General features: G+C 44.0%; 18 protein-coding genes. 12 read left to right on the top strand and 6 right to left on the bottom strand.

What is annotated here, in order from left to right; genetic code table 11:
• Window positions 1–225: 225 nt before the first annotated feature.
• The 3 genes from NCCP2331_RS05830 (at window position 226) to gloA (ending at window position 3,544) form a co-directional block, all read left to right on the top strand.
• Window positions 226–1,959 carry an AAA family ATPase gene (locus tag NCCP2331_RS05830; protein ID WP_376776800.1) on the top strand — a complete coding sequence of 578 codons (1,734 nt, stop codon included), beginning with the start codon at window positions 226–228 and terminating at the stop codon, window positions 1,957–1,959.
• A gap of 335 nt (window positions 1,960–2,294) precedes the next feature.
• On the top strand, window positions 2,295–2,996 hold the full coding sequence (gene gloB, locus NCCP2331_RS05825) for a hydroxyacylglutathione hydrolase (RefSeq protein WP_251669198.1): 702 nt from the start codon (window positions 2,295–2,297) through the stop codon (window positions 2,994–2,996).
• Between the two features lie 167 nt (window positions 2,997–3,163).
• Window positions 3,164–3,544 (top strand): lactoylglutathione lyase, encoded by a 381-nt coding sequence (gloA, locus tag NCCP2331_RS05820; protein ID WP_251669196.1) that lies wholly within the window; start codon window positions 3,164–3,166, stop codon window positions 3,542–3,544.
• Window positions 3,545–3,805: 261 nt separating this feature from the next.
• Here gloA and NCCP2331_RS05815 read toward each other — a convergent pair whose 3' ends face one another.
• A complete protein-coding gene (locus tag NCCP2331_RS05815; RefSeq protein WP_114925431.1) occupies window positions 3,806–4,276 on the bottom strand; it encodes a DMP19 family protein in 471 nt (156 codons plus the stop codon).
• Between the two features lie 233 nt (window positions 4,277–4,509).
• Window positions 4,510–5,835: a cytochrome P450 gene (locus NCCP2331_RS05810; RefSeq protein WP_251669194.1), complete on the bottom strand. Its 1,326-nt coding sequence runs from the start codon at window positions 5,833–5,835 to the stop codon at window positions 4,510–4,512.
• 97 nt (window positions 5,836–5,932) lie between these two features.
• Between NCCP2331_RS05810 and NCCP2331_RS05805 the strand changes: the two genes are divergently transcribed.
• Complete coding sequence (locus NCCP2331_RS05805; RefSeq protein ID WP_153722151.1) at window positions 5,933–6,088, top strand: DUF1540 domain-containing protein; 156 nt, start codon at window positions 5,933–5,935, stop codon at window positions 6,086–6,088.
• A gap of 40 nt (window positions 6,089–6,128) precedes the next feature.
• On the opposite strand, the gene NCCP2331_RS05800 is transcribed toward NCCP2331_RS05805, so the two are convergent.
• Together NCCP2331_RS05800 and NCCP2331_RS05795 are read right to left on the bottom strand one after the other, a co-directional pair.
• The gene (locus NCCP2331_RS05800; protein WP_251669192.1) at window positions 6,129–7,019 is read right to left on the bottom strand and encodes a DMT family transporter; all 891 of its coding nucleotides are present in this window, start codon (window positions 7,017–7,019) and stop codon (window positions 6,129–6,131) included.
• A 55-nt stretch (window positions 7,020–7,074) separates the two neighbouring features.
• Entirely contained in the window at window positions 7,075–7,482 is a 408-nt protein-coding gene (locus NCCP2331_RS05795; protein WP_251669190.1) for a PaaI family thioesterase, read from the bottom strand.
• A gap of 398 nt (window positions 7,483–7,880) precedes the next feature.
• Between NCCP2331_RS05795 and speD the strand changes: the two genes are divergently transcribed.
• Genes speD through nspC form a run of 6 tightly spaced genes read left to right on the top strand, consistent with a single transcriptional unit; the run spans window position 7,881 to window position 14,227 of the window.
• Window positions 7,881–8,696, top strand: coding sequence for an adenosylmethionine decarboxylase (gene speD, locus NCCP2331_RS05790; RefSeq protein ID WP_251669188.1), 816 nt, complete (start codon window positions 7,881–7,883; stop codon window positions 8,694–8,696).
• Window positions 8,677–10,161, top strand: coding sequence for an aminotransferase class I/II-fold pyridoxal phosphate-dependent enzyme (locus tag NCCP2331_RS05785; protein ID WP_251669186.1), 1,485 nt, complete (start codon window positions 8,677–8,679; stop codon window positions 10,159–10,161). Before speD ends, NCCP2331_RS05785 begins: the two co-directional genes overlap by 20 nt.
• Window positions 10,161–11,012 carry a polyamine aminopropyltransferase gene (gene speE / locus NCCP2331_RS05780; RefSeq protein WP_251669184.1) on the top strand — a complete coding sequence of 284 codons (852 nt, stop codon included), beginning with the start codon at window positions 10,161–10,163 and terminating at the stop codon, window positions 11,010–11,012. The genes NCCP2331_RS05785 and speE overlap by 1 nt, the downstream gene beginning before the upstream one ends.
• Entirely contained in the window at window positions 11,002–11,859 is an 858-nt protein-coding gene (gene speB / locus NCCP2331_RS05775; RefSeq protein WP_251669182.1) for an agmatinase, read from the top strand. The genes speE and speB overlap by 11 nt, the downstream gene beginning before the upstream one ends.
• 21 nt (window positions 11,860–11,880) lie before the next feature.
• A complete protein-coding gene (locus NCCP2331_RS05770; RefSeq protein ID WP_153722157.1) occupies window positions 11,881–13,080 on the top strand; it encodes a saccharopine dehydrogenase family protein in 1,200 nt (399 codons plus the stop codon).
• Between the two features lie 10 nt (window positions 13,081–13,090).
• Window positions 13,091–14,227, top strand: a complete 1,137-nt coding sequence (nspC, locus tag NCCP2331_RS05765) for a carboxynorspermidine decarboxylase (RefSeq protein ID WP_251669180.1) — start codon at window positions 13,091–13,093, stop codon at window positions 14,225–14,227.
• Between the two features lie 39 nt (window positions 14,228–14,266).
• Here nspC and cax read toward each other — a convergent pair whose 3' ends face one another.
• Entirely contained in the window at window positions 14,267–15,313 is a 1,047-nt protein-coding gene (gene cax, locus NCCP2331_RS05760; protein ID WP_153722159.1) for a calcium/proton exchanger, read from the bottom strand.
• A gap of 1,409 nt (window positions 15,314–16,722) precedes the next feature.
• Between cax and NCCP2331_RS05755 the strand changes: the two genes are divergently transcribed.
• On the top strand, window positions 16,723–17,136 hold the full coding sequence (locus NCCP2331_RS05755) for a hypothetical protein (RefSeq protein WP_251669178.1): 414 nt from the start codon (window positions 16,723–16,725) through the stop codon (window positions 17,134–17,136).
• 107 nt (window positions 17,137–17,243) lie between these two features.
• On the top strand, window positions 17,244–17,708 hold the full coding sequence (locus tag NCCP2331_RS05750; RefSeq protein WP_228551074.1) for a hypothetical protein: 465 nt from the start codon (window positions 17,244–17,246) through the stop codon (window positions 17,706–17,708).
• A 305-nt stretch (window positions 17,709–18,013) separates the two neighbouring features.
• Here the strand turns inward: NCCP2331_RS05750 and nikC are convergent, their stop codons facing one another.
• A complete protein-coding gene (gene nikC, locus NCCP2331_RS05745) occupies window positions 18,014–18,910 on the bottom strand; it encodes a nickel transporter permease (RefSeq protein WP_153722161.1) in 897 nt (298 codons plus the stop codon).
• Window positions 18,911–18,919 lie beyond the last annotated feature (9 nt).

Here is an 18,919-nt window from a genome sequence, read left to right as displayed (position 1 = left end):
GTTGCCCATGCGGCAGCAGTTTTTATGAATATATTCAAACTGCATACTCTCCTTTTTCCCTTACAGCAAACTAACGGTTCATTTCCAACAGATGAAATCGCTGGCTTGCTAGGTATTTTCTCACAATGTAATTAATTTGTAACTATTTTTTCAGTTTATATACTGTTCAAAACTACTATTATTCATTATACTTTGGTTATCTATTAAAAGGAGCTGGAGCCGACCTTGAAGCCTATGTCTAAATTAGCATCTAAGATACTAGTCGCTGTCCTCTTTGTCACGGCAATCGCTGCAGGAGTCACATGGAACTATTTACAGGGAGCCGGAGGGCAAGAAGTCTCTTTTGCGGAGATGGAAAAACTGATTGCCAGTCAATCAGGAAATGCTCTGCTGCTGAATGAAACAGCTGACGGCAAGTTGTCTGTTACGATCGACAATAAAACATATCTGACGATGGTGCGTCCACAAAGTACATTAGTGGATGATCTTGTACAGAAGTATAATATATCTTATCAATATGAAACGGCCGGTTCAGCAGGCGGTTGGATTATCGGTGGATTGGTGCTCGCTGCCCTTCTGACATTGTTCATCTTGCATAAAAAGGGCAAGCTGAGTATCGGGGCTTCAAGCATGAAAAATCAAGCTTCAAAAACTACACCTCTGCCTGATATCACACTGGACGATATCGGGGGGCTTCCTCAGGAAATGAAGGACGAAATTCTGCAAACGTTGGAGATTTTCAAACATCCGGTAGACGCCAAGGAAATGGGGATCTCTATGCCTAAAGGAATCTTGCTGTACGGACCTCCCGGAACAGGAAAAACCTTGCTGGCGCAGGCTATGGCAAAAGAAATCGGCGCTGCCTTCTATTCTTCAAGCGGTGCTGCTTTCACTGAATTATTCGTCGGTGTCGGGGCTTCCCGCGTGCGCACACTTTTTCAAAATGCCCGCAAACAGAGCCCAGCTGTTATTTTTATTGACGAAGTAGATGCTCTGGCAGGAAAACGGAAAGAACATGGCGGCGATGAAGCCGAGAAAACATTGACGGAGCTTCTCGTTCAACTGGACGGAGGCAACGACAATGACGGCGTGCTGTTCATCGCAGCTACAAACAGAAAAGACATGCTTGACGATGCCTTCTTGCGTCCCGGCCGGATCGACTTCACTTTCAACGTGCAATTGCCAGATACAAAAGGCCGCCGGGAAATCATTGATATTCATACAAAAGGCAAAACACTGGCACCAAATGTCGCTGCTTCTTTAGATAATTTGGCAGACAGCACAACGGGATTCTCCGGTGCGGAAATCAGCGGTTTATTTGAAACTGCGAGCCGCCGCGCAATCCGGGAAGGACGTAAATTAATTGAAAAGCACGATCTCGACTTCGCAATTGACCGGACGATTCTTGGAAATACGGCACGTACATTGAACGATGCAGAGACGAAACGCCGGGTTGCCATCCATGAATCAGGACACGCGATCATTGCGGCTTTGACCAAGCCGGGTTCTGTCAGAAAAGCAACGATTATTCCACGCGGCCAGGCACTTGGATATGTAGCACCGATTCAAAAGGAACTGCATTTATCTACGGCAAGCGAGTTGCTCGATCAGGTCAGCATGATTTTAGCCGGCGGTATCGCGGAACGCATATACTTGGGTGAGCACAGTATCGGTGTCGGCGGTGATGTCGAGCAGGCGAAAGATATTTTGACACGCATGGTCGATACCGGACTTTTCCAAGATGGTTTCTCTCTGATCTTCAATAAAGCCGAAAAAGAAGAACGCATGCGCATGCTATTTGATCAAGCAGCTAAGAAGACTGAAGCTCTAATTACGGAAAACACCTACCAATTTGAACTGCTAGTCAATGAGCTGTACAAAGAAGAGACACTCGAAGGCGAAGAAGTTCAGCGGATCGTTGAGCTGCCGACTCCGAAAGAGGCAGTAGTCTTTGTATAAACAGCAACAGAGGCTTATCATACAACTAGTTCAGTACACTGGCACAATACTAAATTAAACACAAAAAGAGTCTTATTTTCATATGAGAATAAGACTCTTTTTCTATATATTTCACCTAAGCCGGCATCTGCCTCTGAAGTTCTGACCATTTAAGATTGAATATTTTGCCTCATGCGTTTTCCCAAGTTTCACATACGAGCCGCCATAGGAAAAAGAATTGGTTAACAACCCTTGCATGTTATGATAGTAAGGTAAACTAAAAATTTTCAGCGGAAAGAGGGAAAACTAGTCTCGGAGCCGAAAATCAGATATATGAAAAAAGGAGGAATCGTAAGTTGATTATTCATTCAATCAAAGCCTTTACTGATAATTATATATGGTGCATTCAAGAAGAAACAGAGGCAGTTGTGGTTGATCCGGGCACAGCGAATGGTGTCCTTGATTACCTCGAAGAAAAGCAGCTTCGCTTGGCTGCCATTCTTTTAACGCATAAGCATGAAGACCATACCGGCGGGGTACTGGAGATTATGGCGAGATATCCAGAAATTCAGATTTATGGACCGAAAGAGACGGAGGCCTTGCCGAATCGCGTGGTAGAGGAAGGGGACACTTTTAACTTGTTGGGCCAAACTATTCATGTCTTCGAAACGGGCGGGCATACACATGGCCATATCAGTTTTTTAATGGAAAATAATCTCTTTTGCGGGGATGCCTTGTTTTCAGGAGGATGCGGTCGAGTTTTTACCGGTGATTACGAAGCTCAATATGAAACCTTGCAGAAATTTAAACGCTTGGATGATGATATAAACATTTATCCTGGCCACGAGTATACCGAAACTAATTTACGTTTTGCACACGATATGCAGCCGGATAATGAAAAGATTTTCAAGGGATTGGAAGAAGTCCGTGAATTGCGTGCAAAAGGAGAACCGACACTCCCGACAACGATCGGCAGGGAGAAGGAAATTAACCTCTTTCTGCAAGTGGATACATTGGAGGACTTTATCGAATTGCGCAGCGCCCGTGATAACTTCTAAGGGGATTGGTGTTGGAGTGAAGAAAAGGAATTCAAAACAATTACTGGGTTAATTTCCGCCTAGTAAACTCCATTTCAAATAGCGATGAACTTTAATAAATCGAATCAAATGTACTTATATAGTATCTATGATAAGATGAAATCAATAAAATTACGGAGGTTGATAAAATGGACCAAGTGCTCGTTGAAATTTGTTTACGTGTTAGAGACATTGATGCTACTTTAGATTTTTATACTGAGCTTTTTGATTTTGAGGTAGCCAGTCGCAGAGAATTCCCTGAAGATAAATTTGATTTAATCTATCTAAATTCACCAGGTTCTTCCGTACAAATAGAACTTACTTATAATTATGATGCAGATCCATATGTTATAGGAGATGGTTTCAGTCATTTAGGTGTAACAGTAAATGATTTAGAAGAAATGCACAAGATTTGTAAAGCTTCTTCTTATGAAACAGGTGAATTGAGAGGACTTTCTGGTGAAACACCTTCTTACTTCTTTGTTACTGATCCTGACGGCTACAGAATCGAAGTAAAGCGTAAAAACTAAAACGTTCTAAATACAAAAATGATTGTAAAAAGGCTTAACCCTCGATCCTCTAATTACAAATAGAGAAAGAGGGTTAGGCTTTTATTTTATTGCCGTGTCATTTCTCGTTAGGCGAGTGACTGTTTCAATATGACTTGAGTAGTGATCGCAGACAATAAAGGTGCAGTAAGTATTTATCTAATTTAAAATATAAAAAAAGAAGTTACCATTTATTCAACAATCGCGCCCGATTACGGAAGGTACTATAGCATCCTTTATTGATTAATCTTCAACTACATCTATTAAATCAGTATGAATACTAACAAAGTAAGCTTTTAGTAAATTCTCTAATATCCCGTTAAGCTTGTGATATTCGTCATCAGCCTTTTTAATAACATTATAAAATTCATCTTCTTCTATCTCATCATTTTCTAGAGCAACGTACAACCTCCACAATTCTTGACCATATCTTTTCTCAATCATTGCATAGTCTTGAGCACCAATTTTCTCGAGGGTAGGTATTAATTTGTTTAAATAAATGTCAATGCTTATCTCATCGATATACGATTCAATCCAATTCAGTAAAGTTTCGTGTCCTCCACTTTCAAGCTCAGAATAGTATTGAAAAACAATAAATGCTTCATTTAAAACTGTGTCTTTAGTAGATAAATCACATTCACTTATCACTGTTATAATAGTGTTCCATATATTGTCGTTGTCTAATAAATCTCTTCTGTTCATTTTAGGTTTCATAGTATTCCCCTTAATGATTACTTTCTTGCAACAGTCTTAAACTAAATGGCCCGTTTATTGAACTAGCCTAAATTTATTTTCTCTATTGCCATTATACCGATCCAAAAAAATTAAAATGAATTAGTACTGCGTTTGGCAGGCTATTTCACTCTCTAAATCAATATTTTTTTACTAGTTATCCCCATTTTCACATCAAAAAACTGAACAGATTATTTCAACATGATGGCGCTGTTTTATTTTCTTATAGAACGTCTTTCAATCCGCATCGGCCAGCCGTCTTTAATTCGCAGTGAGATCAAAGGTTCTGGAACCGGCGGATGTGGCCGAAGATTGCTGAATGAGAAATTTTTATATAGAACGGCGAGGATCAATGTTGCTTCAAGCATTGCGAACCGAGAACCAATACAGCTTCTGGATCCACCGCCAAATGGGAAATAACTGAATGGTGCATAGCGATTTCCTGAAGCAAAACGATCAGGGTCAAATTCTTCGGGATTTGGAAAAACCTCTTCATTCCGGTGAATTGCATAAGGCGACAGCATGAAGGTACTGCCTTTTTTAAAAGTTTGTCCGAACATCTCAAGAGGTTCGCCCAGTTCGCGATAAATCAGCCAAGCCGGCGGATACAGCCGCAGTCCTTCTTCAATGATCTGCTGGACATACGGCAGTTCACGCATCCAGTCGAATGGATTGCCTGACAAGTCAGCTCCAGCCAATTCTGCCGCCAGGCGCGATTCCACTTCAGGATGTGCTGCAATTTCCGCGAATATCCATGCCAGCAGATTGGCTGTCGTTTCATGACCCGCCAGCAGCATCGTCATCATTTGATCCCGAAGTTCTTTATCCGGCAGTCCTTCCCCGTCCTCATCCTTCATCTCAAGCATCATACCAAGCAAAGTGCGCTGAAAAAGTTCCGGCTGTTTTTTTGCTGCCACAAGCACATCCTCAATCATATCTTCCAATGTACGAATCGCCTGCTTATGTCTCTGATGCGATTTCGTCGGGACCGCTGCAGGTATTATAATCGGGTTGAATAAAATCTTCACACTTTCCTCAATCGTTGTTGTGACGGCATCTGCCAGTTTTTTCTCCTCTGCCGAAACATCAGTTGAAAACATGGTACGTGTGATGATCGACAATGTCAGCTGCATCATCTCGCTATGTATATCAAATTCCTGCGCTTGCTCTAAACGTTCAGCAACCCGTTCTGTCTCTTCGACAATTGCATAGGCATAACGCTCGAGAGCTTCCTTATAAAAAGTCGGCTGCATATACTTTTTCTGAAAGCCGTGCCGCTCGCCTTCCGTAGTCAGCAGCCCTTCGCCAACCGTGCGCTGAAGCACTTTCGTCGTGCGTCCTTTAATAAATGACTGATCATGGCGAATCAAAATCTCCCTGATTGCCTCAGGACTGTTGACAATATACGTCGGTGAGAACCCGGTCTTCATCGAAACCACGTCTCCGAGCGGACGCATCCGCATAAAAAAACCGATTGGATCATTCGTGAACTGCTGGTAATTCTGCAATCGCGGTGTAGCGATATCTTCTACAATAACCATGTACTCTCCTCCAATTTTTACTTACATCTCTTCCCTCGTGCATTCGAATGAAACCTTTCATTTCGGACATCCTACACGAAAAGGGAGGTGCGTCGATTTGGCAAAGGATGTATTGTGTGAAGTAACGAACTGCCACTTCTGGGAGGCAGGCAACCTATGTGGTGCGGAAGAGATCAAAGTTGTCACCAGAAAAGGAAAAAAAGCAAAAGACTCCGCCGAAACCGATTGTCAGACGTTTATCCCAAAAGGATAGTTCTATTAACAGCAGCCGGGCATTCGTGCTTGGCTGTTGTTTATTTCAGTACTGTTCTTCGCCTCATCGCTTCCCAATTCACTGCAATGACACTAAGTATCGCAATCAGCCCGCCAATTGCAGACAGAGCGCTTGGTAATTCCTGCAGCCAAACATACGCAACCAAAATGGCAACAACAGGCTCCACGTAAAGCAGACTGGAGACAGCTCCTGCATCTGCCATCGATAATGCTGTCGACCATGTTACATACGCAATCGTTGCCGGGATTAACCCCATGTAAATAGTGGACAGCGTAGCTTCCAAGGTCGCACCTTGAATTTCATTGAGCAGGCCCGGTGTAAAAAATAAGAACGGCAATGTGCCGGCCCAAGTAAAATATGCCGTTAATTCGATTGGCTTATAGCGGGTGAATAATGGCTTTTGGAAGACAAAAAATAACGAAGTCGCGATGACCGCTGCTAAAATGAACCAGGCGCCTGCCGATATTTCCACTGCCCCATCCGAACTGCCGATTGTGATTAACGCGACACCTGCCAAACCGATGGCCATTCCAATCCAGCCGAGCGGACTGATCCGTTCTTTTAAGAAGATGACGGCAATAATAGCCGTAAAAATCGGCACCGTTGCAATGAACAAGCCTGCCGTGCCGGCCGCCACTGTCTGCTCGCCGTACGTCAAACCGAAATGATAAACACTGATGCCCGTCCATCCTAATAATAAAATCTTCCATATATCTTGCCGTTCAGGAATACGGATTTTCGTTCCCGGCCACATTGCATAAAGAATAAATACGAGTGAAGCCACTATGAAACGTGTCAAGACCAAATGACCCGGTGAGTAGCCGCCGAGCAGGCTGACCCGGATCGCCGCGAAGCTGGAACCCCATGCCACTACTGTAAATAAGCCTAAATAGAGTGCTTTTTTATTCATAAAAGGACCTGCCTCATTCATAAGTATCTTGCCTGCTGCCAGCGGATTAAACGTTTCAGTTCAGTTTAAATGTAGCTGTGCAGTGTGCAACTAGTTCATCATTTTCATTGTACAGTTTACCATCGACTAATGCAGTGCTCCGTCCTCTGTTAATGACTGATGCTTTTGAATAAATTGCCTCCTGAACAGCAGGCTTTAAAAAATGTGTCGCCATTTCGATCGTCATGACGTCGTCAGAACCAAGAGAGCGGCAAAGCATGCCCATCGTCGTATCCAGAACCGACATATACATACCGCCATGTATAGTACCGCGTACATTATCATATTGTGGACGGTACGGTAAATATAATTCCACATCGCCTTCTGCCAGTTTCTGTGTCTGCAAACCTGAAAATTTCCAGAAAGCGCTCGTTTCAAAATCTTGGCGCACTTTTTCTAAATACTCAACGGATGTATCATTCATTCGATTCCCTCCAAGTAAATTAACTGTTTACTGTATACCATATCTCAATCAGCGCCGGACGACAATTCATTGATTTTCCATTCGAATATAATACCGTCACATTTTTATATTTTTTCAAGAAAAAAGGTTTGTTTTTTCGTCCTTATCCTTTATACTGAAAATAATTTCATAAGTTATTTTATTTAGGAAGAGTACCCTGTGAATGCTTCATCAATTCAATCACCTGTTATGTAATGGACTTGAGGAAATCCTCTACAAGTATATTGTCTTTTATATACAAGCGAACAGAGTAAAGATCTCTCTCCAATCTGTCATGTTTGTGCTGTTTCATGCCGGTTGGAGGGAGATTTTTTTATGCCCATAAATTGTAATCAACATAGAAAGGAAGGGTGTTAGGGTTGGAAAACAAGCTCAAGCTCTACGGCTTTAACAACCTCACCAAGACTCTTAGCTTTAACATTTATGATGTGAGCTATGCGAAAAGCCGACGGGAGCAAAGTGAGTATATCGCCTATATCGACGAGCAATATAATTCAGAACGGCTGACCAAAATTCTTTACGATGTCACCGAAATGATTGGTGCACATGTATTGAATGTCAGCAAACAGGACTATGATCCGCAGGGAGCCAGCGTTACTCTGATGATTTCAGAAGAGAAGTTCCCTGCCTCACAAATTGATCCTTCCTGTAATCAGGGGGCAATTCCTTTCCCTCCTGAAAAAGACTCAGTCGTCAGTCATTTAGATAAGAGCCATGTAACAGTCCATACGTATCCGGAGTATCATCCAGATAACTCCATCGCGACATTCCGGGTCGATATTGACGTCTCCACATGCGGTGAAATTTCGCCCCTGAAAGCTTTGGATTATCTTATCGGCAGTTTTGATTCGGATATTATCACAGCGGATTATCGCGTGCGGGGCTTTACAAGAGCAGTGGACGGCAGAAAATTGTTCATGGATCATTCCATGACATCGATACAGGATTTCATTGACCGGAAAACGCTTGAGAAGTATGACGCAATCGATGTCAACGTCTACCAGGCGAATATCTTCCATACAAAAATGCTAATAAAAGAAATTGATCTGCAGGATTATCTGTTTAACCGGGATGTATCGGAAATACCACCGAAGGAACGTCTTCAAATCTCTCATAATCTGCGAAAAGAGATGATTGAAATTTTCAGCGGTTCCAATGTATACGAAAATGAATGAGGCGAGAACAGTGAAAACATCACAGCACCGTGTTCCGATTATGGAAGCACTGCAGCAGTATCAATCCGCACGAGTCGTACCTTTTGATGTACCCGGCCATAAGCACGGACGGGGCAATCCTGAACTTGCGGCATTTCTTGGAGAAGCATGCCTGCATCATGATGTGAATTCCATGAAGCCGCTCGACAATCTGTGCCACCCTGTCTCCGTCATACGCGAAGCAGAGGAACTGGCTTCTGATGCTTTCGGCGCCAAACACGCCTTTCTGCTCGTCAACGGCACGACTTCTGCTGTACAGGCTATGGTCATGACTGCCTGCAAAGCCGGAGAGAAAATTATTATGCCCAGAAACGTCCACCGCAGTGCCATCAATGCGTTGATCTTAAGTGGCGCACTGCCCGTCTATGTTAATCCGGGCGTAGACAAGGACCTCGGTATCCCGCTCGGCATGGGCGTTGAAGATGTCAAACAGGCGATACTCGATCATCCTGACGCTAAGGCCATTCTGATCAACAACCCGACTTATTACGGGATCTGCTCGAATCTGCAGGCCATTACGGAACTTGCCCACCGCCACGATATGCTCGTTTTAGTGGACGAAGCGCACGGCACGCATTTTTATTTCAACGACCAGCTGCCTGCTTCCGCCATGTCTGCCGGTGCTGATATGGCATCGGTCAGCATGCATAAATCAGGCGGTTCTCTGACGCAGAGCTCATTTTTATTGATTAATAATGAAGTCAGCGAAGGCTATACCCGGCAAATCATCAATCTGACCCAAACGACGAGCGGCTCCTATTTACTGATGTCGTCACTTGATATTTCACGAAAGAATCTCGCCCTTCATGGCCAGGAGATTTTCGATAAGGTGATTAAAATGGCACAATACACACGCGATGAAATCAATAAAATCGACGGTTATTATGCTTATTCAAAAGAACTGATCAACGGGGACACCGTTTTTGATTTTGATGAATCAAAATTGTCGGTCCATACCCGTGAAATAGGGCTTGCCGGAATCGAAGTGTATGATATTCTGCGTGATGAATACGATATTCAGATTGAATTTGGCGATGTGGCCAATATCCTGGCCTATATTTCTGTCGGTGACCGGACTCTCGATTTAGAACGGCTGGTCGCTGCTCTGGCTGAAATTAAACGCCGTTACAAAAAAGATCCAAGCAAACTGTTTGATCATGAATATATCAATCCGGAAATCGTCCAGTCACCGCAGCAGGCATTTTATTCGGAGAAAGAGACCCTTTCTCTGCAAGAGGCAGCGGGACGGACCGCAAGTGAATTCGTTATGTGCTATCCCCCAGGCATCCCGATTGTGGCACCAGGAGAGCGGATCACAGAAGAAATCATCCACTATATTGCGTACTGCAAGGACAAAGGCTGTTTCTTGACGGGGACAGAAGATCCGCAAGTAGAGAATATCAATGTAGTAAAGGAGGCTGACTGATGAACCTTTGGTATACAGAAGAACATTCACCGCATGTCCGTTTTTCCATTCAAGTCGAGGAGCATCTATATACCGCTAAAAGTGAATTCCAGAAAATTGATGTCTTTCAAACCTATGAGTTCGGCAAGATCCTGACACTCGACGGTTATGTGATGATTACCGAAAAAGATGAATTTATTTATCATGACATGATCGTCCATGTTCCGATGGCCACCAATCCTTCGATTGAAAAAGTGCTGGTGATCGGAGCTGGGGACGGCGGAACTGTGCGTGAACTGACCAGATATCCATCTATTAAACAAATTGATATGGTGGAAATCGACGAACAGGTTGTGGAAGTCTGTAAAAAGTATTTACCGCAGACGGCCGGACAGATGACTGATCCCCGGGTACAACTTTATTTTGAAGACGGTCTAAGATTTGTACGCCATCAAGAAAACGCTTATGACTTGATCATTGTCGATTCAACGGATCCGTTCGGCCCGGGTGAAGGGCTTTTCACAAAAGAATTCTACGGCAATTGCTATAAGGCGCTGAAGGATGACGGCATTTTAGTCAATCAGCATGAAAGTCCTTTTTATGCGGAAGATGCAAAAGGCATGCAGCGGGCACATAAGAGCATCATGGGCTTCTTCCCTGTCTCAAAAGTGTATCAAGCGCATATTCCAACTTATCCTTCCGGCCATTGGCTGTTCGGATTTGCTTCCAAAAAATATGATCCTGTTGAAGACTTGCAGGCGGATGCGTGGAATGCACTTGGACTGCAGACAAAATACTATAATACAAAACTTCATGCCGGCTCATTCGCACTGCCGAATTATGTAAAGGAGCTACTGATCCATGCTGAATAAAAACATTGAAACGTTTCTCGGATTTGAAGCGGAATATGACGATGCATCATTCGTCGTCTTCGGTGCACCGTTTGATTCCACTACTTCATTCCGTCCAGGTACACGCTTTGCCAGTAAGATCATGCGCAGCGAATCATTCGGGCTGGAAACATACAGTCCCTATCAGGAAGCGGATTTAACTGATTTTTCTCTGTTTGACGGAGGCGATCTGGAACTCAGCTTCGGCAATACGGAACGGGCTCTGAATCAAATCGAGGAGTTCACAGCACAGATTGTAGAGGATGAAAAAATTCCCTGCATGATCGGCGGAGAACATCTGGTGACACTCGGAGCTGTGCGTGCAGTCGCGAAGAAATATCCAGATTTGCATGTCATTCAGTTTGATGCGCATACCGATCTGCGCGATGATTATCTGGACGAGCATCTGTCACATGCGACGGTCATCCGCAGAATCTGGGATATTCTCGGGGACGGCAGAATCTATCAATACGGCATTCGTTCTGGCGACCGCCCTGAGTTTGAGTGGGCTGCGAAACAGCATGTCTTTATGCAGAAATTTAATTTTGAAGGCCTCGGGAAAACCGTTGAAACACTGCAGGGCAAACCAGTCTATTTGACGATTGACCTTGATGTTCTGGATCCTTCTGTCTTCCCCGGCACCGGTACGCCTGAAGCGGGCGGTGTTACGTTCATGGAACTGTTGCAGGCCGTTCTGACCGTCAGCGGCCTGAATATTGTCGCGTGTGATATCAATGAGTTGTCTCCTGTTTATGATCAAAGCGGCGTCTCTACTGCTGTCGCCTGTAAAGTACTGCGTGAATTAGCAATCGCAATCAATAAAAAATAATATAAATTGGTGGTGTTTTTAATGGGAAAAGCATTAATTATCGGAGCTGGCGGCGTAGCCAGTGTAGTGGTTCATAAGTGTTGTCAGGTGCCTGACGTATTTGAGGAAATCTGTATCGCGAGCCGTACGAAATCAAAATGTGATGCCTTGAAAGAAAAGCTGGACGGCGGACGCACGAAAATCCAGACAGCGCAAGTCGATGCAGACAATGTGCCTGAACTGGTGGCATTGATCAATGAATTCCAGCCGGATATCGTCATCAACGTCGCGTTGCCTTATCAGGATTTGACGATCATGGATGCATGTCTTGAAACAAAAGTCGATTATCTGGACACAGCAAACTATGAGCCGCTCGATACAGCGAAATTCGAATACAAATGGCAGTGGGCGTATAAAGAAAAGTTTGAGGAAGCAGGAATTACCGCATTGCTAGGCAGCGGCTTCGATCCCGGCGTAACCGGTGTATTTTCTGCTTATGCCCTGAAACATTACTTTGATGAAATCCACACAATCGATATCGTCGATGCCAATGCAGGCGATCACGGTTACCCTTTCGCGACGAATTTCAATCCAGAAATTAATATTCGTGAAATCACAGCAAACGGCCGTTATTACGAAAAAGGTGAATTCATTGAGACAGAGCCGCTTGAAGTGAAGCGTGTCTACGATCTGCCGGAAATCGGACCGAAAGATGTGTACTTGCTGTACCATGAAGAATTAGAATCACTCGCTAAAAACATTACAGGCGTGGAGAAGATCCGCTTCTGGATGACATTCTCTGAAAAGTACCTGACACATCTGAAGGTACTGGAGAATGTCGGCATGACTTCCATTGAGCCGATCGAATTCGAAGGACAGCAAATCGTTCCGTTGCAATTTTTAAAAGCTGTATTGCCGGATCCTGCTTCACTTGGACCGCGCACGAAAGGAAAAACGAATATTGGATGTATCTATCAGGGCACGAAAGACGGAGAGCCTAAAACGTATTATGTTTATAATATATGCGATCACCAAGAGTGCTACCGCGAAGTCGGTTCACAGGCGATTTCGTATACAACAGGAGTCCCCGCAATGATCGGCGCCATGATGATGCTGACTGGGAAATGGAAAAAGCCCGGCGTCTTCAATATCGAAGAGTTCGATCCAGATCCATTCATGGACGCGTTGAATGAATACGGCCTGCCATGGCATGAAGATTTCAATCCAACTTTGATTGACTGAGGAGAATGATATGAACTTTGATGTACAGGCAGTTCCTTCACCGAGCTATGTGGTGGAGGAAGAGCTGCTCATAAATAATCTCAAAAAAATGAAAGCCGTCATTGATGAGACCGGCTGCAAAATATTACTCGCCCAAAAAGGATTCTCGATGTTTGAAGTTTATCCTCTGATTGGCAAGTACTTGCACGGCGTCACATCAAGCGGACTCTTCGAAGCGCGTCTCGGTTATGAAGAAATGGGCAAAGAAGTGCATACGTACTCCCCTGCTTTTCAGGAAAATGAATTTGACGAGATTCTTCGTTATTCCGATCATTTGGTGTTTAATTCATTTGCGCAGTGGAACCGTTTTAAGGCTCAAGTGAAAAACAGCGGCAAGCAGATCGAATGCGGAATCCGAATCAATCCCGAGTACTCTGAGATTGAAGTCGACATGTATAACCCCTGCTTCTCACATTCCCGATTCGGCGTTACATTGGCAGATTTCAAACCGGACCAGCTGGACGGCATCAGCGGACTGCACTTCCATACGATGTGCGAGCAAAATTCCGATACACTGTGGCGCACAATACAAGTCGTCGACGAAAAATTCGGCCCTTATCTGAAGCAAATGAAATGGATCAATTTTGGCGGTGGGCATCATATCACCCGGCCTGATTACGATATGGACGTATTAATCCGCTCGATCAACTTCATGAAGGAGAAATACGGACTGGACGTCTACTTGGAACCTGGAGAGGCTGTTGCTCTCAACACCGGCTTCTTAGTCGCGACAGTGCTTGATACGCTGCATAACGGTACGCCGATTGCGATTCTTGATACATCGGCTTCCTGCCATATGCCGGATGTCCTCGAAATGCCGTACCGCCCCGATATTATTGGCACAGGCATGCCGAATGAAAAAGCCTATACCTACCGTCTGGGCGGCCCGACTTGTTTGGCCGGAGACGTTATTGGAGATTATTCGTTTGATGCTCCATTGCAGCCTGGCGACCGTCTGGTATTCTGTGATATGGCACACTATTCGATGGTGAAGAATAATACGTTCAACGGAATGAACCTACCTGCGATCGTATTGCAGAAAACTGACGGCAATTTACAAATCGTCAAGCAGTTCGGCTATAAAGATTTTAAAGAACGTTTATCCTGATGAAAAAACCGATTCGCCTGACTCGCGAATCGGTTTTTTTCACAATAGAAAGAATCCAATGCCCATGATGAGATAGGCCGCGAACAGCGTCAGCCCTTCAAACCAATTCGACTCACCGTCCTGACAGATGTTGACGACTAAGAATACAGCGGTAATCATCGCAATCAACTCAGGCCAGGTGAACACAAGCGGCATGGCAGTCGGCATCATCAAAGAAATCAAAACCAGAACCGGTGCAACGAACATCGCGACCTGCAATGTGGAACCAATCGCGATTTCAACCGAGACATCCATTTTATTTTTCATTGCCATCGTAATGGCCGATGTATGTTCTGCTGCGTTACCAACGATTGCTACAATAATGACTCCGATAAATAACTCGGTCCATCCAAACTTTTCACCGAGCGTGCTGAAGGTATGCACCAATTTCTCCGATACGAATGCAACGGCTACAGTAGAAAGCAAAAGTACAAGAATGGCTCTCCCCTTTGTCCACTCCGGCACTTCATCTGTCTCGTGATTATCAGAGCCGAATACGCCGCGGTGAGTAAATAATTTGAAAACCAAACCTGCTAAATAAATTAAAATCAGTATGACAGATATTCCAACACTTAAATTTAGCTCGGTTTTCGGGTCCATATCCATGGTGAATACTTCGGGAATAACAAAAGCGACGACTACTGCAAAAATCAGCAATGCAGAATTATAGCGGGCATCATAAATACTGAAATTCTGCCGTTTATGCTTCAATCCGCCGGCAAAAAATGAAAGCCCAAGAACTAACAGCAAGTTGCCCAAGACAGAACCTGTCAGTGAGGCGAGTACGATGCCGATCAATCCTGCTTTCAATGTAAATATTGAAATGATAAGTTCTACCGCATTTCCGAAGGTCGCGTTCAGCAATCCGCCGATACGCGGTCCGCTGACGATCGCCAGACTTTCCGTCGCTCTTCCAATAAATGCTGCAAGCGCAATAATACTTAAACAGCAGAGTCCAAACATCCATAAGTCTGACCAATGGAAGTAAGAACCGATTAAAACTAAAGGGACGCCGATAAAAGCCAAGGCAGCGAATACCTTATTCAATTCCTCCACCTCATCTCTAACTCAATTTCTTCTATCTTTCCCTTGTTTCATCAAATACAAACCGGAATTGTTTCTATTCTTGGCTATAGTGGAGGTAAACCGTTGCCCTGCGTTTTAGGTGAATGTGTTCTGTAGGACCCATGCTGCGCCAAGTGAACAGCGCAGGGTTCGCTTGGCCGTATTTCTGTGCTCTTAACAGAAATCAAGGCCATACATCATATTTCAACAAAGCATTCTCGCAAGTTGTCCCATCTGTCGGGCTGATCCTCCCCGAGTCGACCGTCTTCCGCTCCAATCCTACTTACTATGTAGAAAGGGTGTGGCTCTCGCATAACCCTACCTCCCCACTACAGGCGGCTGGTCATGATGATTACACCAAAAAATCAAGAACAGATTTCGATTTAAAGCCTTTATAAAAGAGTGAAAATAGTTAGATATCTCAAAGGGAATAAAGCATTTTGTGCTAGAATAGAGTATAAATTGGCGTCTAATCTAGCAAACAAACCAGATTGTAGAAATAATTATGTTGAATTTAGGCTCATCACCATAACATGTGCTTGACAGTGTACATAGCAAGCAGTTTGGGGTCTGTGCTACAAACGGTAGCTTTTCGGCGGACCCGTGATGAGTCAGCAAAATAAGTGAGTTGAATTATGGGTAAGTGGAGAGAAATCGTTTCCCTGCGTTTCAGGCGGACGCGTTCTGGAGGGCCCGCGGTGAGCCAACTTGGTCGCTGCGCTCCCGCAAGTTGTCTCACCTGTCGGGCTGATCCTCCCAGAGTCGCCGCCTTGCACTCCGGTACACTGGCTGGTGTTTTACTACTTTTTATGTGCTTAGCAGTGTGATCTTTGCGTCTGTGAAAATTGTAATGGAAAGGGAGCTCATGCAATAAGCGGCTTTTACACGAAACCCCAATCATTTTTGACATGGCCGTTGTCATGTGCTTTATACAACTTACATTGGAGCTTTGAATGAAGTCTTTGAACCTAGTGAGAAGGTTCCAAATCAAGAACCGATTGAGCATCCGCATAACGTACATTTTACACACTAGCGAAGGCGCCTTTGCGGGGTCGGCCGTTGCAAAGCGAACAGTGTAGGGTTCGCCTTGCTGTATTTCTGAGTTCTTTGCAGAAATTAAGGCAGTGATGCGCGTTCTTTGCTGGCTGGCTCACAGCGTAAGGCAATCCCCCAGCGCCGAAGCGATTTCAGACTGCAGCTCACTGCCCCGTTCAAAAATCTGTCCCGGTCGAGCGACGGAACCACAGTAGCTACAGTCACACCTTGCAAAACTGCAGAACATTTTTATGATTTGCAATAGGCTAGTTGTCAAGAACAGATTATAGTGATGAGCCTAAATTTAACGCAGAAAATTATTTTGGATTTGAGAATTTCAACATAATGAAGGGGAGATGAAAAAAATTATCTTTTTATTGTTTCTGGGTGTAATATTTTTAGCTGGATGCACAGTTAACAACCAAGATACCGACTGGGAGGTAAGTCCAACTTTCACAAAGGATAATCAGGTTTTGTATGGGACACAAGAGAAGTTCGGAATCACCAACATTAATGGCCCAGATCAGCCTGTGTTTCCGGCACAACAGGGGAGGTTGTACCGTATTTATTTTCTGGAGGACGTTAAGGGACACAGTAAATATAAAATCACAGCTACTCACCAAGATACCGGCGATTCCGAGGAACTCATTGAAACAGAAATTGGAGAAGAGACCGAAGTGAAAATTGGATTTGGAGAAGCTGGACTTTGGAAGATTGATGTAACAGTTGATGGTGAGCCATACACGGATTTTGTCATAGAAGTAAACTAAATCGACATCATTATAATTCACCAATAGCGTGCGATTCATGAACATGGATTCGCGTCCATTAAACAATCAGGCCATATTGTGGGAAAATTGAAATCTTGAGGTGAGGTATGAAAGTATATTTGAGGTTGTTTGTCGGGTTGATTTTTATTTTAACATTAACAGGTTGTTTTGGAGAAGATTACGACGTGGGTGTTCCAAGAGCTTATATAAATTTAGAGGTTATAGAAATACAATTAACAGAAACCAATATAAATTGGGAAACGCAAAGTGAGAACGTCCACGAAGCAATAGAAGATGTTCAGGAATTTGGATTAACTCAGAACGAAATAAAAGTTTTTGCAAATCAAGAAGCCACTTTAGATTTTAAAGAGAATGAAAAAAATGGTGGAGATATTTGGACAGATCCAAATATTACGGCTGTTTTAATAAATGATAAGAAAGAAATTGAAATTGAAATGAATGACTTTAGGGAATTTAGATTCCCGTCCGACAAAGGAAATTTTGTGTTAGTGGTTGAATTTAAAAGCAGCGCAGGTAGCGCGCAATATGTAGGGAATATTTTAATTCAGTAACTTAAACAAACGTGTGCAATTGCTGAACAAGATTTGTTTCCCGATAGCTAGTTGATCGGAGCGGAGCGAAAATGGCTTGCAGAAAGAACTCTGTATTGCCTTATTTTCTGCAAAGAACGCAGAAATACGGCAAAGCGAACCCTTCGCTGTTCGCTTGGCTCACCGAGTGTACTCCGGAAAGCGTTCGGCTCAAGCGTAAATCCCCAGGCACAGACACCCGTTAAACAATACGATGAAATAACAATTGATCCAAAGAACAAAAAAACCTTCTCAAGAATAAATAATCCTGAGAAGGCTCTTTAATGTTAACTCTTCATTTTTGGATCCAGTGCATCGCGCAAGCCGTCGCCCATTAGATTGAAACCCAGAACTGTCAGCATGATTGCGATTCCCGGGAAAATCATTGTCCATGGCGCATTTTGCAAATAGTCTTTCGAGTCAGCCAGCATTTTCCCCCACTCCGGATCAGGTGCTGATGCTCCGAGCCCGAGGAAGCCCAGTGCCGCCGCTTCCAAGATTGCAGTAGCGATCGCAAGCGTTCCCTGTACAATGACGGGTGCCATGGAATTCGGTAGAATATGTGAAAACAAAATTCTGAAGTCTTTCATTCCGATCGCTTTCGCGGCCATAATATATTCATCTTCCTTAATACTGAGCACTTTCGAACGGATAAGGCGTCCAAAGTTCGGAACATTGATAATCGCAATAGCAATCAGTGCGTTGCGAAGACTTGGTCCCAATACGGAAACAATTGCAATTGCCAATAGAATGGAAGGGAATGCGAGCATGATATCAAATATCCTGGAGATAATCGTATCTACCCAGCGGCCATAATATCCGGCTACAATTCCCAAAAAACTTCCTACGACGATCGAACCGACAACTGCGAAGAATCCAACAGTTAATGAAATTCTTGCTCCGTGCACAATTCGAGAAAAGATATCCCGGCCAAAGTCATCAGTTCCAAACCAATACTCTGAAGAAGGAGGCTGCAGCCGGTCGGCCATCATCTGCTCGTTAATGCCTTCTTTAGTCAGTAACGGGCCAAAAATGGCAAGAAGGATAAATAGCAATACGATTCCAGCACCGACAAGCGCTACTTTACTCTTTCGAAAACCTATCCAAGCTTCCCGCCAAGGCCCCGTTGTCTTCTCTAATTGTGCTTCTGCCACTCCGTCTACCTTAGGCGTTAATTCTGACATGAACTGTTC

This window comes from Sporosarcina sp. NCCP-2331 (genome assembly GCF_023707945.1).
GTDB lineage: Bacteria > Bacillota > Bacilli > Bacillales_A > Planococcaceae > Sporosarcina > Sporosarcina cascadiensis.
Note: the sequence above shows the minus strand (reverse complement) of the source record. Positions and strands in the feature narration are given on the sequence as shown.

Excerpts from the sequence above, each read along its gene's own strand:
- NCCP2331_RS05750 (WP_228551074.1), top strand. The coding sequence starts at position 17,244 with ATGAAAGTATATTTGAGGTTGTTTGTCGGGTTGATTTTTATTTTAACA.
- nikC (WP_153722161.1), bottom strand. The coding sequence starts at position 18,910 with ATGTCAGAATTAACGCCTAAGGTAGACGGAGTGGCAGAAGCACAATTA.
- NCCP2331_RS05785 (WP_251669186.1), top strand. The coding sequence starts at position 8,677 with ATGTATACGAAAATGAATGAGGCGAGAACAGTGAAAACATCACAGCAC.
- gloA (WP_251669196.1), top strand. The coding sequence starts at position 3,164 with ATGGACCAAGTGCTCGTTGAAATTTGTTTACGTGTTAGAGACATTGAT.
- speB (WP_251669182.1), top strand. The coding sequence starts at position 11,002 with ATGCTGAATAAAAACATTGAAACGTTTCTCGGATTTGAAGCGGAATAT.
- NCCP2331_RS05815 (WP_114925431.1), bottom strand. The coding sequence starts at position 4,276 with ATGAAACCTAAAATGAACAGAAGAGATTTATTAGACAACGACAATATA.
- NCCP2331_RS05795 (WP_251669190.1), bottom strand. The coding sequence starts at position 7,482 with ATGAATGATACATCCGTTGAGTATTTAGAAAAAGTGCGCCAAGATTTT.
- NCCP2331_RS05770 (WP_153722157.1), top strand. The coding sequence starts at position 11,881 with ATGGGAAAAGCATTAATTATCGGAGCTGGCGGCGTAGCCAGTGTAGTG.
- nspC (WP_251669180.1), top strand. The coding sequence starts at position 13,091 with ATGAACTTTGATGTACAGGCAGTTCCTTCACCGAGCTATGTGGTGGAG.
- speE (WP_251669184.1), top strand. The coding sequence starts at position 10,161 with ATGAACCTTTGGTATACAGAAGAACATTCACCGCATGTCCGTTTTTCC.
- NCCP2331_RS05810 (WP_251669194.1), bottom strand. The coding sequence starts at position 5,835 with ATGGTTATTGTAGAAGATATCGCTACACCGCGATTGCAGAATTACCAG.
- NCCP2331_RS05755 (WP_251669178.1), top strand. The coding sequence starts at position 16,723 with ATGAAAAAAATTATCTTTTTATTGTTTCTGGGTGTAATATTTTTAGCT.
- NCCP2331_RS05800 (WP_251669192.1), bottom strand. The coding sequence starts at position 7,019 with ATGAATAAAAAAGCACTCTATTTAGGCTTATTTACAGTAGTGGCATGG.